Here is a 15,651-nt window from a genome sequence, read left to right on the forward strand (position 1 = left end):
CATGACCGTCCCCGCCCTGCACGAGAGCGTGCTCGACGCGCTCGGTCGTGCCGTCACCAGCGGCGACGTCCCCACCGGCACCTCCCTCACCCTCGAGGGCATCAGCGCCGAGCACGGCGTGTCCCGCACCGTGGCGCGCGAGGTCATGCGGGCGCTCGAAGGGCTCGGGCTCGTCCGCTCCCGGCGCCGGGTCGGGATCGTCGTCCTCGGCATCGAGTCCTGGAACGTCCTCGACACGCGGGTCATCCGGTGGCGGCTCCAGGGCCCCGGCCGCGACGCCCAGCTCCGCAGCCTCACCGAGCTCCGCCACGCCGTCGAACCCCTCGCCGCCGCCGGCGCGGCCCGCCACGCCGCACCCGCCGTGCGCGGCGAGCTCCTGGACCTCGCCCAGCGCATGCGCCGCACCGGCGAGGACGGCGACCTCGAGACGTTCCTCGCCCTCGACATCCGCATGCACGAGCTGCTGCTGCGCTCCAGCGGCAACGAGCTCTTCGGCAGCCTCGCCGACGTCGTCGCCGAGGTCCTCGCGGGCCGCACCCACCTCGGCCTCATGCCCGCCTCCCCCGTCCCCGAGGCCCTCGACCAGCACGAGGCCGTCGCCCGCGCCGTCGCCGCGGGCGACCCGGGGGCGGCACAGGCCGCCATGAGCGCCCTCGTCGGCGAGGTGCAGCAGACCCTGACCGACGGACCCGCCCGATGACGGTCCTGCTCGACCCGCCGGCCTGGCCCGCCCACGACCGCCTCTGGTCGCACCTCGTGTCCGACACCTCGCTGCACGAGCTGCGGTCCTTCGCCCGTGCCGTCGGCGTCCCCGACCGCGGCTTCGACCTCGACCACTACGACGTCCCCGCCGAGCGGTACGACGACCTCGTCGCCGCCGGCGCCGTGCCGCTCGACGGCGGCACGCTCGCCCGGCGCCTCGCCGCGTCCGGGCTGCGGGTACCCGGCCACGAACGCCGACGGGCGTACCGCGGCACGCTGCTCGACCGCTGGGACCCGCTGTGGCGCCACGAGGCTGCCGCCGCGCACCACCTGGCCGTCGGGACGGACCTCGTCGACCGCTGGCGCGAGCCGCACCGCGTCTACCACTCCCGGCTGCACCTCGCCGACGTCCTCGACCGGCTCGACGAGCTCGTCGCCGACGGCGCACCCGGCTCCCCCTGGCACGCCGCGGTCGCACTGTGGTTCCACGACGCGGTGCACGACGGCGCCACCCCGGCCGACGAGGACGCCTCCGCCGCGCTGGTCGGCGACCTGCTCGGCCCCCTGGTCGGTGTGGCGCACCCGGCGGTCGACGCCGCGCCCGACCCTCGCGCCGGCGCACGTGCCGGAGCCGACGCTGCGGGCCGGCCCGCACCGCTCACCGCGGCCGACGTGGCCGAGGTCGCCCGGCTGGTGCGGCTCACGGCCGGTCACGACCCCGCCCCGGACGACGCGATCGGCGCCCTGGTGAGCGACGCCGACCTCGCCGTGCTCGGCGCCCCGCCCGCCCGCTACGCGCGGTACGTCGCCCAGGTGCGTGCCGAGTACGGGCACGTCCCCGACGCCGCGTTCCGCCGCGGTCGCGGCGCCGTCGTCGACCACCTGCTCGCCCTGCACGACGGGCCCGGACTCTTCCGCACGGCTGCGGGACGGCACCGCTGGTCGCACGCCGCCGGGACGAACCTGCGCACCGAGGCCGCCGGGCTCTCCCGCGACGCCGCTGGGCCCACGCACGGGTCAGGGTCCGGGGCCGACGGCGGCCAGGGCTCGGGCAGCACGACCGCGGACGGGTCCCGTCCCGAGGGCCACGACAGGGACGAGGACGCGTGACCGACGGACCGTCGACCAGCCCGGACCGCACGGCCGCTCCGGTGGACCGCACCCGGCCTCGCCGCGCGCGCCGCCGCCTGCTTGTCGGCGGCACGGCCGTGCTGGTGCTCGCCGTCCTGCTCCCGGTGGCGTGGGTGCAGGCCACCGGGCACGCCCGCGTGCGCGGGTCCGTGGCGGAGGCCGCACAGACCCCCGTCGACGCGATCGTCGTGCTCGGAGCGGGCCTGCGCCCGGACGGCACCCCGTCGACCTACCTGCGCCGCCGGCTCGCCGCCGCCGCGGAGCTGTACGCCGCGGGCGCCGCCGACCGGGTCGTGCTGTCCGGCGACGGCGCCGATCGCGCCGACGGCACGCCCTACGACGAACCCGGGTCGATGGCGGACTGGATCGTCGGGCTCGGTGTGCCCGGCGACGCGCTCGTGCTGGACCGCGAGGGCTTCGACACCACCGCGACGTGCCGCCGCGCGCACGACGAGTACGCCGTGCGCACCGCCGTCGTCGTCACCCAGGACTACCACCTGCGCCGCGCCCTGTTCTCGTGCGCCCGGGCAGGCCTCGACGCCACCGGCGTCGGGGTGTCCGCCACCAGCGTCACCCCGGTCCAGGCCGCCTGGTGGCGGGTGCGCGAGCTGCCCGCCTCCTGGAGGGCCGCCGCCCGCGAGGCCTGGTGACTGCCCTGACCCACCGCACCCAGCGCTGACTCGCGAGACCCTGCGCTGACTCGCGCCCGGCTGCGCTGACTCGCGAGTCAGCGCAGGGTCGCGCGAGTCAGCACAGGGTCGCCACGGGTGCCGTCAGGGCATGCGCAGACGGCGCATCGTCCGCAGCGCGGTGGTGAGGACCGCGCTGGGCGTGTCGCCACCGAGCCGGTAGAGGGTGTCCATCGACACGCCCGCCCCGAGGCCCCGCTGGACGGCGACGGTCTGCGCCTCGGTGACGGCCTCGATCGCCTCGCGGCCGTGGCGACGGCCCTGCCCGGAGGCCTTCATGCCGCCCATCGGGGCACCTGCGCTCCCCCAGGCGGACGCGTAGCCGTCGTTGACGACGACGGTGCCGGCCTCGACCCGGGCGGCGAGCTGCCTCGCCCGGGCGACGTCCCGGGACCAGATCGAGGCGTTGAGGCCGAACTCGGTGTCGTTCATGGCGGCGACGGCCTCGTCGTCGCTGGCCACGCGGGACACGGTCACGACCGGGCCGAAGGTCTCCTCGCGCAGGCAGACGGCGTCGTCGGGCACGAGGTCGAGGACTGTCGGTGCGTAGAAGTAGGGGCCGACGTCCGCCCGGTGCACGGCACCGGTGAGGGCGCGCGCACCCTTGGCGAGGGCGTCGTCGACGTGCCCGGCGACCCGGGCGAGCTGGTCGGCCGACACGAGGGAGCCGACGTCGGCCGTGTAGTCGAGGCCCGACCCGAGGGACAGCTCGCGGACCGCCGGGACGAACCGCTCGAGGAACGCGTCGGCGATGCGCTCGTGCAGCACGAGCCGCTCGATCGACATGCAGAGCTGACCGGAGTTGGAGAAGCAGGCGCGGACGACGCCGGGCACGGCGGCGTCGAGGTCGGCGTCCGCGGCGACGTACAGCGGGTTCTTGCCGCCGAGCTCCAGGGTCGCTCCGACGAGCCGCTCCCCGGCCCGCGCGGCGACCTTCCGGCCCACGGCCGTGGACCCGGTGAAGACGATGTGGTCGACGCGCTCGACGACCGCCGCGCCGATGTCGCCGGCCCCGCTCACGACGCCGAGCAGGTCGTCGGGCAGGCCCGCCTCGGCGAGCAGCTCGGCGGCCCACAGCGCGGACAGCATGGTCTGCGGGTCGGGCTTGAGCACGACGGCGTTGCCCGCCAGCAGCGCGGGGACCGCCTCGGCGAGCGCGAGCGTCAGCGGGTAGTTCCACGGGGAGATCACCCCGACGACGCCGACCGGGCGACGGTGCACGCGCACGCCCGTCAGCAGCGACAGCGCCCCGGGCTCCCGGCGGTCCGCGAGGTAGCGCGGGCCGCGCACCACGTAGTGGCGGCAGAGCTGCGCGACGTCCGCGACCTCCTCGAACGCCGACCGGCGGGACTTGCCCGACTCCATCTGGATCAGGTCGAGGATCTCGGACTGGCGCTGCAGCACGAGGACGCCGAGCCGGTCCACGACGCGCAGCCGGTCCTGCAGCGGGCGGGCCGCCCAGTCGTGCTGGGCCGCGCGCGCCCGGGTGACGGCCTCGGCGACGTCCGCGACGGACGAGAGCGGCACCGCGGCCAGCGGCGCCCCGGTGAACGGCAGGATGCTGCGGTGCACCCCGGCGTCGTGGGAGGTGACGACCCGCCGGACCAGGGGTTCCACGACCTCGGGTTCGAGGACGTAGGTGGACGCGGGGAGCTCGGGGTCGATCACATCACCCAGAGCGCCGTCGCTCTCGTGCGCTGTTGCCATGGGCGACACCCTAGCCGGGCCCGGTGACGCTCCGGTGAACTGTGCCCCGGGATGTCCGGGTCGTTCGCCGTCAGCGTGACAGGTCGCGCCCGAGCACGGTGCACTCGGCGTCGGCGTAGCCCAGGGAGGCGTAGAACCCCAGCACGCCGGTGTTCGTGGTGCGCACCATCAGCCGCACCTTGTGCGCCCCGGCCCCGCGCAGCCAGTCCTCCGCCGCGGCTACGAGCCGCCGTCCCAGGCCGGTCCCCTGCCGGTCGGGGGCGACGGCGACGTAGTACAACCAGCCCCGGTGCCCCTCGTACCCTGCCAGCACGGTGCCGACGACGGCGTCCTGCTCGCGCGCGACCAGGACGGTGGAGGTCGGGTTGCGTCGGGCGTCGTCGACGTCCCGGTGCGGGTCGTTCCACGGCCGGGCGAGCCCGCAGGTCTCCCACAGCGCGACGACGTGCTCGACGTCGGCGTCCCGGATCTCGTCGATCACGGCAGGCTCGCTCGCCTGCACCCCGTCCGTCGTCGAGACCTTGCTCACCGGGGCTGGTACGGGGAGACGACGACCTCGACCCGCTGGAACTCCTTGAGGTCGGAGTAGCCCGTGGTCGCCATCGCGCGGCGCAGCGCGCCGACGAGGTTGGTCGTGCCGTCGGCGTGGTGACCCGGCCCGAAGAGGATCTCCTCCAGCGTGCCGGCGGTGCCGACCTCGACGCGCTCGCCGCGCGGGAGCTGGGAGTGGTGCGCCTCGGGGCCCCAGTGCCAGCCGCGGCCGGGCGCCTCCGACGCGCGCGCCAGGGCGGCACCCAGCATCACGGCGTCGGCGCCGCACGCGACCGCCTTGACGACGTCGCCCGAGCGACCGACGCCGCCGTCGGCGATGACGTGCACGTACCGGCCGCCGGACTCGTCCAGGTAGTCGCGCCGCGCGGCCGCGACGTCGGACACCGCGGTGGCCATGGGCGCGTGGATACCGAGGCTGACGCGGGTGGTGTGCGCCGCGCCGCCGCCGAACCCGACGAGCACGCCCGCCGCGCCGGTGCGCATGAGGTGCAGGGCCGCGGTGTAGGTCGAGGCGCCGCCGACGACGACGGGCACGTCGAGCTCGTAGATGAACCGCTTGAGGTTCAGGGGCTCGGCGTTGCCGGACACGTGCTCCGCCGAGACGGTGGTGCCGCGGATGACGAACAGGTCCACCCCGGCGTCGACGACCGTCCGGTAGTGCTCCTGGGTGCGGGCCGGGGACAGCGCGCCGGCGACCGTGACGCCCGCCGCACGGATCTCCTTGAGCCGCTGCGTGATGAGCTCGGGCTTGATCGGCTCGGCGTAGATCTCCTGCATCCGGCGGGTCGCCTGGGCCACGGGGAGGTCGCGGATCTCCGCCAGCAGCGGCTCCGGCGACTCGTAGCGCGTCCACAGGCCCTCGAGGTCGAGGACACCGAGGCCGCCGTGGTTGCCCAGCGCGACCGCGGTGTCGGGGCTCATCACCGAGTCCATCGGCGCCGCGAGGATCGGCAGGTCGAAGTGGTAGGCGTCGATCTGCCAGCCCGTGGAGACGTCCTTCGGGTCGCGCGTGCGTCGCGACGGCACCACGGCGATGTCGTCGAAGGAGTACGCGCGGCGTCCGCGCTTGCCACGGCCGATCTCGATCTCGTTGCTCACGCCCTCCAGCCTACCGGCGCGGCCGCGCGGGGGCCGCCCCCGTCCGCCGTCGGGATGGTGGCGGCCCCGGCGAGGAGCCGTGTCGGTGGCTCGTGGGACGTTGCGGTCCAGGACGTCGCAGGGAGGGATCCACATGGACGACACGGGTTGGGCCACCGGGCCGCTGCTCGGCTTCGACACCGAGACCACCGGGGTCGACGTGCACACCGACCGCATCGTCACCGCGGCCTTCGTGGTGCGGACCCGGCAGACCACCGAGGTGCGGACCTGGCTGATCGACCCGGGGGTCGAGATCCCCGCGGAGGCGGCCGCGATCCACGGCGTCAGCACCGCGCACGCCCGCGCCCACGGCCGCCCGCCCGCGGAGGCGCTGGAGGAGATCGCGACGTTCCTCGCGGAGCACGCGGCCGCCGGGGTGCCGGTCGTGGCCTACAACGCGGCCTTCGACCTCACGCTGCTCGACGCCGAGCTCGCCCGCCACGGGCTGCCCACCCTGCCCGAGCGGCTGGGCCGGCCGGTGTCGCCGGTCCTGGACCCGCTGGTCATCGACCGCTGGCGGGACCGCCACCGGCGCGGCAAGCGCCGGCTCGGCGACCTCGTCGAGCTGTACGGCGTGACGGGCGAGGGCGAGCTGCACACCGCCGACGTCGACGTGCTGGCCACCCTCGACGTGCTCGAGGCGCTGCTGCTGCGGTTCCCCGACCTGCGGTCCGTCGCGCTGGACGCGCTGCACCTGGCGCAGCGCGACGCGCACCGCTCCTGGGCGGAGGACTTCAACGCCTGGCGGCGGTCGCAGGGTCTGCCCGGCCCGGGCGCGTCACCGGCCTGGCCCGTCGAGCCGCGCGCCACCGGCTGACGCACCGGGCCTCCGGGCACCACCGGGAACGGAGGAGGGCGGTGCCACGGGTTTCCGTGGCACCGCCCTCACCGGACGCGACGGGTCAGGAGACGCGGTAGTTCGGCGCCTCGGCCGTCATGACGACGTCGTGCGGGTGCGACTCCTTGAGCGACGCCGACGTGATGCGCACGAACCGCCCCTTCTCCTGCAGCTCGGGGACGGTCCGGGCACCGACGTAGAACATCGTCTGGTGCAGCCCGCCGACGAGCTGGTGCGCGACCTGGGACAGCGTGCCCTTGTAGGGCACCTGGCCCTCGACGCCCTCGGGGACGATGAGGTCGTCGCTGGCCACCTCGGCCTGGAAGTAGCGGTCCTTGGAGTAGGACTTCTTGCCGCGCGAGCTCATCGCGCCGACGGAGCCCATGCCGCGGTAGGCCTTGAACTGCTTGCCGTTGACGAGGATGGTGTCGCCCGGCGCCTCCTCGGTGCCGGCGAGCATCGAGCCCAGCATGACGGCCTCGGCGCCGGCGACGATCGCCTTGCCGATCTCGCCGGAGTGGCGCATCCCGCCGTCGGCGATGACGGGCACGCCCGCGGCGCGGGCCGCCAGCGACGCCTCGTACACGGCGGTGATCTGCGGGACGCCGACGCCGGTCACGACGCGGGTCGTGCAGATGGAGCCCGGGCCGACGCCCACCTTGATGCCGTCGGCGCCCGCGTCGACGAACGTCTGGGCACCCTCCTTGGTCGCGACGTTGCCGCCGATGACCTGGACGTGCTTGGTCGCCGGGTCCTTCTTGAGCCGCTCGACCATGTCGACGAGCATCCGGACGTTGCCGTGCGCGGTGTCCGCCACGAGCACGTCCACCCCCGCGTCGACGAGCGTGGTCGCCCGCTCCCACGCGTCACCGAAGTAGCCGATGGCCGCACCGACGAGCAGGCGGCCCTGGCCGTCCTTGGAGGCGTTCGGGAACTGCTCGGACTTCACGAAGTCCTTGACGGTGATGAGGCCGGTGAGGCGCCCCTCCTCGTCGACCAGCGGCAGGCGCTCCAGCTTGTGCTTGCGCAGCAGGGCGGTCGCGTCGTCGCGGGAGATCCCGGCCGGGCCCGTGATGAGCGGCTGCGGGGTCATGACCTCGGACACCTTCGTGGTCGCCCACTCGGCCACGGGCGTGAACCGCAGGTCGCGGTTCGTCACGATGCCGACGAGCTTGCCCGCGGCGTCCAGGACCGGGAACCCGGAGACGCGGAACTCGCCCGCGCGCTGGTCGAGCTGCTCGAGCGTCGCGTCCGGGCCGATCGTCACCGGGTTGTCGATGATGCCGGTCTGGGTGCGCTTGACGAGGTCGACCTGCCGCGCCTGGTCCTCGATGGACAGGTTGCGGTGCAGGACCCCGAGCCCGCCCTGACGGGCCATCGCGATCGCCATGCGGGCCTCGGTGACGGTGTCCATCGCGGCGGAGACCAGCGGGACGCGCAGGGAGATCTCCCGGGTCAGCCGCGAGGTCGTGTCGATGTCCGACGGCGCGAGGTCCGAGTACCCCGGCAGCAGCAGGACGTCGTCGTAGGTCAGGCCGAGGAATCCGAACGGGTCGTGCGCGGGCGAGGAGGTGTCCGTCATGGCACGAGTCTACGGCGACGCCACGCACCCTCCGGGGCGGTGTCCGTCACACGCGCGGGCCGGCGGCCGCGCCCTCCTGACCTGGCCGCGGTCAGGCCTCGACGACCTCGAGGATCTCGTGCAGCATGCCCGTGAAGGACCGCACCCGCTGCACCTGGGGGGCCAGCGGCAGCTCGGCCGCGGCGTCGTCGCGGCGCAGCCCCACGAACACGGGCAGCTGGGGGAACCCCTCGTGCACGGCGTGCACCAGGTCGAGGTCGGGACGCCGTTGGAGCGTGGCCAGGACGAGCGCCGCGGGCCGGACCATCGTGATGAGCTCGAGGGAGCGCCGCACGCTCGCGGGGCCGGTGACGATCCGCGCCGTCTTGCCCTTCGCGGTGAGCGCCGCGGCCAGCGCGTGGGCGGACAGGGGCACGACCTCGTCCGGCGCCGCGAAGATCAGCACGATGTTGCGCATGCGGCTCGGGTGGTTGGCGGGCGGGCCCCCGTTCTGCACCACCGCCTGCTCCAGCGCCTCGGTGAAGGTGCGCAGCGCCTGCAGCGCGGCGGTGGCGAGCACCAGCTCGGGCACGGCACCGGGCCCGGCGAGGACGGTCCGCTCCGCGAGCCGGCTCCACGCCGGGTCGACGAGCTGCGACCACCACAGGGCGGGGTCGCCGTTCACGGGGATGCGCAGCAGGTCGTCGCAGCGGGACTGGTCGTAGGCGAGGGCGGAGTCGACGACCGCGGAGACCCGGCCGGACGTGTTCTGCCCGGCCGTACCGCCGGCGGCCGGTGCCCTGCTGCCCTGGCCGCCGCCGGGCAGGGCGCGCAGGTGCCCTCGTCCGCGGGCTGCGGCGTCGGCGGACTCGTCGGTCTCCGGGGCGGGTTCGCGCGGCACCGGCGGCTCGGCGCGGCGGGCGGCCTCGAGCTCCTCGACGTCGGCGGCGAGCGCCGCCTCGGCCGCGTCGACGGGTGCGACCCCCTCCAGCGTGAGCCGTCGCATGACGAGGAGCCGGGCGACGTCCTCCGGGGTGTAGCGGCGGTGCGACCCGGCGGTCCGGTCCGACGGGCCGAGGCCGTAACGCCGGTCCCAGGTGCGCAGGGTCGCCGGGGCGACGCCGAGGCGGCGGGCCACCGCGGCGACCGCGAGCCCGGGACCCGACGTGCGAGCGCCCCCCGAGTCCTGGGCGGGTCGCGATGTGGTCATGCGTCGATTCTGCCCAGGGGTGCCCGGTGCCGCCACCGCGCCCCGCGGCGCGCCTTGATCCGGATCGATGAATCATGTCGAACCAGGTCAGGCGATGGGCAAAGCGGGGCGCAAGCCGGTCAGGGGGTGTCCAGCCTGTCCTGCATGCCCAACTTGCTCCCGGGCCTTGAACAACTTCTGCACAACTTGTAGGTTGTTCGACATGACGGAGATCTCGAGACTGCCTGGGCCGGTCATGGAGCTGTGGGAGTGGCAGTACCAGGGTTCGTGCCGCGACGCGGACGACACCCTGTTCTTCCACCCCGAGGGCGAGCGGGGATCCACCCGCCGACGCCGGGCCGAGGCCGCCAAGGCCATCTGCCGGTCGTGCCCCGTGATGATGGAGTGCCGCGAGCAGTCGCTGCGCGTCCGCGAGCCCTACGGCGTCTGGGGCGGGCTCAGCGAGGACGAGCGCTCGGCGATCCTCGCCGGCCGCGAGCGCAAGACCGGCTGACGCCACCCCGCGCAGCACCCCCGCGCACCCCGCACAGCACGAGGCCCCGCATCGATGACGATGCGGGGCCTCGTGACGTACCTACGTCGTGGGCTGGATCAGCCGACGATCACGCTGTCGGCATCCCTGCGCCTCCGCTGCGGGCGAGCGCCTCGTTCCTCGGCCCTCACCCTTCGCTGCAGCCTCGGTCAGCCGACGACGACCGCGAGGATGTCGCGCGACGACAGGACCAGGTAGTCCACGCCGCCGTACTTGACCTCGGTGCCGCCGTACTTGGAGTAGATGACCTTGTCGCCGACCTTGACGTCGACCGGGACACGGTTGCCCTGGTCGTCGAAACGGCCCTCGCCCACGGCCAGGACCTCGCCCTCCTGGGGCTTCTCCTTGGCGGTGTCCGGGATGACCAGGCCGGAAGCGGTCGTGGTCTCGGCCTCGACGGCCTTGACGACGATCCGGTCCTCGAGCGGCTTGATGGGGACCGACACGTCGGACCTCCTTGTTCGCGATGACTAGCTGGACTGGGACGCGCCCGAGCGCTGTCCGTCGTCGCGGGTGCCGGCACAGCGAGTGCGCTGGGACCAAATCTAGGCAGCGGTTAGCACTCTGACAAGTCGAGTGCCAACAGGTGGACCTGAGACGATGGAGAGATGGACCCCTCGTCGCTCGCCAAGCTGCTCAGCCCCGAGGGCTGGGCGCTGGTCAACGCCCTGCCCCCGTACGACGAGGACCGCGCGATGGCCCTGGCCACGCGGCTGCGGGCCGAGGGAGTGGACCCGGACCTCGCCGCTGCGGCGCTCACCCAGTCCCGGCTGCGGGCCAAGGCCCGGGCCAAGCTCGGCGCGTTCGCCGACGGCATGCTCTTCACCCCCGACGGCGTCGAGCAGGCCACCCGGCTGGTCGTGGCCGCGCTGCACGCCCGCCGCTACCTCGCGGCCGGCGTGACGAAGGTCGCGGACCTCACCAGCGGCATCGGCGCGGACGCCCTCGCGTTCGCGGGCGTGGGCCTGCAGGTGCTCGCCACCGACGTCGACGAGGCCACGGCCGCGCTGGCGACCGTGAACCTGCGGGCGTTCCCCGAGGCGGAGGTGCGCCACGCCGACGGGCTGACCCTCGACCTGCACGCCGAGGGCGTCGACGGCGTCTACGCCGACCCGGCCCGGCGCACCCGCGGCGGCAAGCGCATCTTCGACCCGGCCGCCTACGCTCCCCCGCTCGACGCCGTGTGGGCGCTGCGCGCGCAGGTGCCCGCCCTCGGCATCAAGGTGGGGCCGGGCGTCCCGCACGCCGGGCTGCCCGCCGACGCCGAGACGCAGTGGGTGTCGGTGGACGGCGACGTCGTCGAGGCCGGGCTGTGGTTCGGCCCGCTGGCACCGGCCGGGCCCGGCCGGTCCGCCCTCGTGCTCCGCTCGACGGCCGGAACCGGGCAGGGCGACGGTGCGACGGCCCCGGGCACCGTCGGCAGGACGCTGCGCACGGGTCCGGACGACGTCGACCTCGTGCCGGACGTCGGCGCCGTCGGCGGCTACCTCTACGAGCCGGACGGTGCCGTCGTGCGCGCCGGTCTGGTCGCGCACGCCGCGGCCGAGCTCGGCGGACGGCTGGTGGACCGCACCATCGCCTACGTCACGACCGACTCCCCCGCCGACGCCCCGCGACCGGGCGAGGCGGCGCTGGCCACCGGCTACCGGGTGCTCGACGTCATGCCGTTCAACCTGAAGAAGCTCAAGGCGTACCTGCGCGAGCGCGGCGTGGGCAGCCTGACCGTGAAGAAGCGGGGCACCGCCGTCACCCCCGAGCAGCTGCGTGCCCAGCTCGCGCTGTCCGGCGACGCCGCGGCGACGGTCGTGCTCACCCGGGTCGACGGGCGTCAGCACGTGCTCGTCGTGGAGCCGCTCGGCGCCTGACCTCCCGGGCGCGACCCGCGGCCCGGCAGCAGCCCGGCGACCGGCGTGGAACGATGTCCGCATGGTCCTGGAGTTCGCGTCGTCACCCCGGTCGAGCGTCGGCCTGGAGTGGGAGCTGGCGCTCGTCGACGCCGACTCGGGCAACCTGCGCCAGGTGGCCCCGGCCGCGATGGCCGCCCTCGCGGGAGATCCGCGCGCCGCGCACGTCAAGCCGGAGTTCCTGCGCAACACGCTCGAGGTCGTCTCGGGCGTGTGCACGACGATCGGGCAGGCGACCGACGACATCGCCGCCGGGGTCGCCGCCATCCAGGACGTCATCTCCCCCATGCGGGCCGAGCTCATGGGCGCGGGCACGCACCCGTTCGCGCACTGGTCCCAGCAGCAGGTCACCGACAAGGAGCGGTACGCCACCGTGGTGGACCGCACCCAGGTGTGGGGCCGCCAGCAGGTCGTCTACGGGGTGCACGTGCACGTCGGGATCGAGGACCGCGACAAGGTGCTGCCGATCGTGCGCTCCCTGCTCGTGTACGTCGCGCACCTGCAGGCGCTGTCGGCGTCGTCGCCGTTCTGGGAGGCCGCCGACACCGGGTACGCCTCCATGCGCGCCCTGCTCTTCCAGCAGCTCCCCACCGCCGGGCTGCCGTACCAGTTCGCGCAGTGGCACGAGCTGGAGCGCTACGTCGACGACATGCTCCGCACCGGCGTCATCGACGACTTCACGGAGGTCCGCTGGGACGTGCGCCCGGCCCCGCACTTCGGCACGGTGGAGGTGCGGATCTGCGACGGCACCTCCAACCTGCGCGAGCTCGCCGCGCTGGGCGCCCTGGTGCACTGCCTCGTCGAGCACCTGTCGACGCTGCTCGACGAGGGCCGCCCGCTGCCCACGATGCCGCGCTGGTACGTGCACGAGAACAAGTGGCGTGCCGCCCGCTACGGGCTGGACGCGATCATCATCCTCGACGAGGACGGGAACGAGGAGCTGGTCACGGACGCGACGTCCCGGCTGCTGGACGACCTCGCCCCCGTCGCGGCGCGGCTCGGCTGCTCCGCCGAGCTCGACGGCGTACGCGACATCCTCCGGCTCGGCGCGTCCTACCAGCGCCAGCGCGCGGTGGCCGCCGCGCACGGCGCGGGGCAGCCCGCCCTGGAGGCCGTCGTGGCCTCGCTCGTGGCCGAGCTGCGCGCCGGCCGCCCGCTGCCGTCGGCCTGAGGGCACCCGCCGCGAAGGCTCAGACGGTGACGATCGCCATCGGCATGGACGAGTCGACGGGGATGTCGAGGTCGGACGGCGCGACGCCGGCCCGCACGACGGCCGACCCGAGCGCGGCGATCATCGCGCCGTTGTCGGTGCAGTAGCGCAGCGGCGGGATCCGCAGGTCGATGTCGGCGGCGGCGCAGCGCTCGGCGGCCATGTCGCGCAGCTGGCTGTTGGCGGAGAACCCGCCGCCGATGACGAGGGTGTCGACGTCGTGGGCCTGGCAGGCCGCGATCGTCTTGGCGGTGAGGACGTCCGCGACCGCGGCGGCGAACGACGCGGCGACGTCGTGCAGGGGGATCTCCTGCCCGGCGTCCTGGCGGGCCTCGACCCAGCGCGCGACGGCCGTCTTCAGCCCGGAGAACGAGAAGTCGTAGGCGTGCCTCTCCTGGTCCTTGCGCGCGGTGAGGCCGCGGGGGAACCGGATGGCCTCGGGGTCGCCCTCGCGGGCGAGGCGGTCGATGTGCGGGCCGCCCGGGTAGGGCAGGCCGAGGAGGCGGCCGACCTTGTCGAACGCCTCGCCGGCGGCGTCGTCGAGGGTGGAGCCGAGCTCGGTGACCTTCGTGGCGACGTCCTCGACGAGCATGAGGGTGCTGTGCCCGCCGGAGACGACGAGCGCCATCGAGCGGCCGGGGAACGGCCCGTCGACGAGCTGGTTGACGGCGGCGTGCCCGATGACGTGGTTGACGCCGTACAGCGGCTTGCCCAGGCCGATGGACAGCGCCTTGGCGGCGGACGCCCCGATGGTGAGCGGGCCGACGAGCCCCGGTCCCGCGGTGACGGCGACGGCGTCCACCTCGGACAGGTCGACGTCGGCCTCGCCGAGCGCACGACGGATGGTGGGGACCATCGCCTCGAGGTGGGCGCGGCTGGCGACCTCGGGGATGATCCCGCCGTAGCGCGCGTGCTCGTCCATGGAGGAGGCCACGGCGTCGAAGAGGAGGGTGTCGCCACGGACCAGCGCCACGCCGGTCTCGTCGCAGGACGTCTCGATGCCGAGGACCAGGGGGTCGCCGTTCGTCATGGACACATCTTGTCACCGCGCGGCCTCACGGCCGTCCGTCCCGGATGGTGAGACCGGACAAAAAGGGAAACAGGATGGTTACACGCGGAGCATCCGTCGGACACGTCGGCGTACTTAGGTTCATCTGAACCTAACCGGCCCGTCCCGGGCCCGACCGAACGGAGCAAGTCATGCGTCACCGTCCGACGTCACGTCCCGCGGCGCGGCTCGCCGTCACCTCGCTCGCGGCCCTCTCCGTCCTGTCCCTCGCCGCGTGCGGCGCCCAGGTGGACTCCCCCCAGACCGAGGGCTCCGCCTCGGCCGCCGGCAGCTGCGTCGACACCTCCGGCGACAGCGTCAAGGTCGGCTTCCTCAACTCGCTGTCCGGCACCATGGCGATCTCCGAGCAGACCGTCCACGACTCCCTCCAGCTCGCCGCCGCCGAGATCAACGCCGACGGCGGGGTGCTCGGCAAGCAGCTCGAGATCGTCACCGAGGACGGCCAGTCCGAACCCACCGTCTTCGCCGAGAAGGCCACCAAGCTCATCACCAGCGACTGCGTCGCCGCCGTCTTCGGCGGCTGGACCTCCGCCTCCCGCAAGGCGATGCTCCCCGTCTTCGAGTCCAACGACTCGCTGCTGTTCTACCCCGTGCAGTACGAGGGCCTCGAGTCCTCCCCCAACATCTTCTACACCGGCGCGACCACCAACCAGCAGATCGTCCCCGCGCTCGACTACCTCGCCGAGCAGGGCGTCACCTCGCTGTTCCTCGTCGGGTCCGACTACGTCTTCCCCCGCACCGCGAACAAGATCATCAACGCCTACGCGCAGGCCCACGGCATCGAGATCGTCGGCGAGGAGTACGCCCCCCTCGGCCACACCGACTTCTCCACCATCGTCAACAAGGTCAAGTCCGCCGACGCCGACGCCGTGTTCAACACCCTCAACGGCGACTCCAACGTCGCGTTCTTCAAGGAGTACACGAACGCCGGGCTCTCCGCCGAGGACATGCCCGTGCTGTCCGTGTCCATCGCGGAGGAGGAGATCGGCGGCATCGGCGTCGAGAACGTCGTCGGCCAGCTCACCGCCTGGAACTACTACGAGACGGTCGAGAGCCCCGAGAACGCCGCGTTCGTCGAGGCGTTCAAGGCGGAGTACGGGCAGGACCGCCCCACCTCCGACCCGATGGAGGCCGCCTACACCTCGCTCTACCTGTGGCGCGAGATGGTCGAGAAGGCCGAGTCGTTCGCCGTCGCGGACGTCCAGGAGGCCGCCGACGGCGTCACCTACGACGCGCCCGAGGGCACCGTCGTCGTGGACGGCGACAACCACCACATCTCCAAGACCTCGCTCGTCGGCAAGATCGGCGACGACGGCCTCATCCACACCGAGTGGAGCTCCGAGGAGCCCATCGAGCCCGACCCGTACCTCGAGGGCTACGACTGGGCCGACGGCCTGTCCTGACGAAGG

Annotated in this window: 15 protein-coding genes; 8 read left to right on the forward strand and 7 right to left on the reverse strand. The window is 74.0% G+C overall.

The features are described from left to right. Position 1 precedes the first annotated feature (1 nt). The 3 genes from I598_RS07745 to I598_RS07755 are packed head-to-tail and all read left to right on the forward strand — an operon-like array spanning position 2 to position 2,483. Positions 2-700, forward strand: coding sequence for a FadR/GntR family transcriptional regulator (locus I598_RS07745; RefSeq protein ID WP_068202465.1), 699 nt, complete (start codon positions 2-4; stop codon positions 698-700). Continuing rightward, positions 697-1,812, forward strand: coding sequence for a DUF4031 domain-containing protein (locus I598_RS07750; protein WP_068202466.1), 1,116 nt, complete (start codon positions 697-699; stop codon positions 1,810-1,812). Before I598_RS07745 ends, I598_RS07750 begins: the two co-directional genes overlap by 4 nt. Beyond that, entirely contained in the window at positions 1,809-2,483 is a 675-nt protein-coding gene (locus I598_RS07755; RefSeq protein ID WP_068202467.1) for a SanA/YdcF family protein, read from the forward strand. The genes I598_RS07750 and I598_RS07755 overlap by 4 nt, the downstream gene beginning before the upstream one ends. A gap of 123 nt (positions 2,484-2,606) precedes the next feature. Here the strand turns inward: I598_RS07755 and I598_RS07760 are convergent, their stop codons facing one another. The 3 genes from I598_RS07760 to I598_RS07770 all read right to left on the reverse strand — a co-directional run bounded on the left by I598_RS07760 (position 2,607) and on the right by I598_RS07770 (position 5,879). Continuing rightward, on the reverse strand, positions 2,607-4,229 hold the full coding sequence (locus tag I598_RS07760; protein WP_068202468.1) for a succinic semialdehyde dehydrogenase: 1,623 nt from the start codon (positions 4,227-4,229) through the stop codon (positions 2,607-2,609). A gap of 70 nt (positions 4,230-4,299) precedes the next feature. Further along, positions 4,300-4,758, reverse strand: a complete 459-nt coding sequence (locus tag I598_RS07765; protein ID WP_232314294.1) for a GNAT family acetyltransferase — start codon at positions 4,756-4,758, stop codon at positions 4,300-4,302. Continuing rightward, complete coding sequence (locus I598_RS07770) at positions 4,755-5,879, reverse strand: GuaB3 family IMP dehydrogenase-related protein (RefSeq protein WP_068202469.1); 1,125 nt, start codon at positions 5,877-5,879, stop codon at positions 4,755-4,757. Before I598_RS07770 ends, I598_RS07765 begins: the two co-directional genes overlap by 4 nt. Before the next feature lie 133 nt (positions 5,880-6,012). Between I598_RS07770 and I598_RS07775 the strand changes: the two genes are divergently transcribed. Then, positions 6,013-6,735, forward strand: a complete 723-nt coding sequence (locus I598_RS07775; protein WP_068202470.1) for an exonuclease domain-containing protein — start codon at positions 6,013-6,015, stop codon at positions 6,733-6,735. An 85-nt stretch (positions 6,736-6,820) separates the two neighbouring features. On the opposite strand, the gene guaB is transcribed toward I598_RS07775, so the two are convergent. Further along, positions 6,821-8,338 (reverse strand): IMP dehydrogenase, encoded by a 1,518-nt coding sequence (guaB, locus tag I598_RS07780; RefSeq protein ID WP_068202471.1) that lies wholly within the window; start codon positions 8,336-8,338, stop codon positions 6,821-6,823. 91 nt (positions 8,339-8,429) lie between these two features. Beyond that, complete coding sequence (locus I598_RS07785; protein ID WP_068202472.1) at positions 8,430-9,527, reverse strand: MerR family transcriptional regulator; 1,098 nt, start codon at positions 9,525-9,527, stop codon at positions 8,430-8,432. A gap of 202 nt (positions 9,528-9,729) precedes the next feature. Between I598_RS07785 and I598_RS07790 the strand changes: the two genes are divergently transcribed. Continuing rightward, entirely contained in the window at positions 9,730-10,020 is a 291-nt protein-coding gene (locus I598_RS07790; protein ID WP_068202473.1) for a WhiB family transcriptional regulator, read from the forward strand. A 188-nt stretch (positions 10,021-10,208) separates the two neighbouring features. Here I598_RS07790 and groES read toward each other — a convergent pair whose 3' ends face one another. Continuing rightward, positions 10,209-10,505, reverse strand: a complete 297-nt coding sequence (groES, locus tag I598_RS07795) for a co-chaperone GroES (protein WP_068202474.1) — start codon at positions 10,503-10,505, stop codon at positions 10,209-10,211. Positions 10,506-10,667: 162 nt separating this feature from the next. Between groES and I598_RS07800 the strand changes: the two genes are divergently transcribed. Both I598_RS07800 and I598_RS07805 read left to right on the forward strand, forming a co-directional pair. Further along, positions 10,668-11,924, forward strand: coding sequence for a class I SAM-dependent methyltransferase (locus I598_RS07800; protein ID WP_068202475.1), 1,257 nt, complete (start codon positions 10,668-10,670; stop codon positions 11,922-11,924). A 61-nt stretch (positions 11,925-11,985) separates the two neighbouring features. Further along, a complete protein-coding gene (locus I598_RS07805) occupies positions 11,986-13,134 on the forward strand; it encodes a glutamate--cysteine ligase (RefSeq protein ID WP_068202476.1) in 1,149 nt (382 codons plus the stop codon). Positions 13,135-13,153: 19 nt separating this feature from the next. Here I598_RS07805 and tsaD read toward each other — a convergent pair whose 3' ends face one another. Then, positions 13,154-14,203, reverse strand: a complete 1,050-nt coding sequence (tsaD, locus tag I598_RS07810) for a tRNA (adenosine(37)-N6)-threonylcarbamoyltransferase complex transferase subunit TsaD (protein ID WP_068202477.1) — start codon at positions 14,201-14,203, stop codon at positions 13,154-13,156. 170 nt (positions 14,204-14,373) lie between these two features. Between tsaD and urtA the strand changes: the two genes are divergently transcribed. Continuing rightward, positions 14,374-15,645, forward strand: coding sequence for an urea ABC transporter substrate-binding protein (gene urtA / locus I598_RS07815; RefSeq protein WP_068202478.1), 1,272 nt, complete (start codon positions 14,374-14,376; stop codon positions 15,643-15,645). Positions 15,646-15,651 lie beyond the last annotated feature (6 nt).

Source organism: Isoptericola dokdonensis DS-3 (genome assembly GCF_001636295.1).
GTDB lineage: Bacteria > Actinomycetota > Actinomycetes > Actinomycetales > Cellulomonadaceae > Isoptericola > Isoptericola dokdonensis.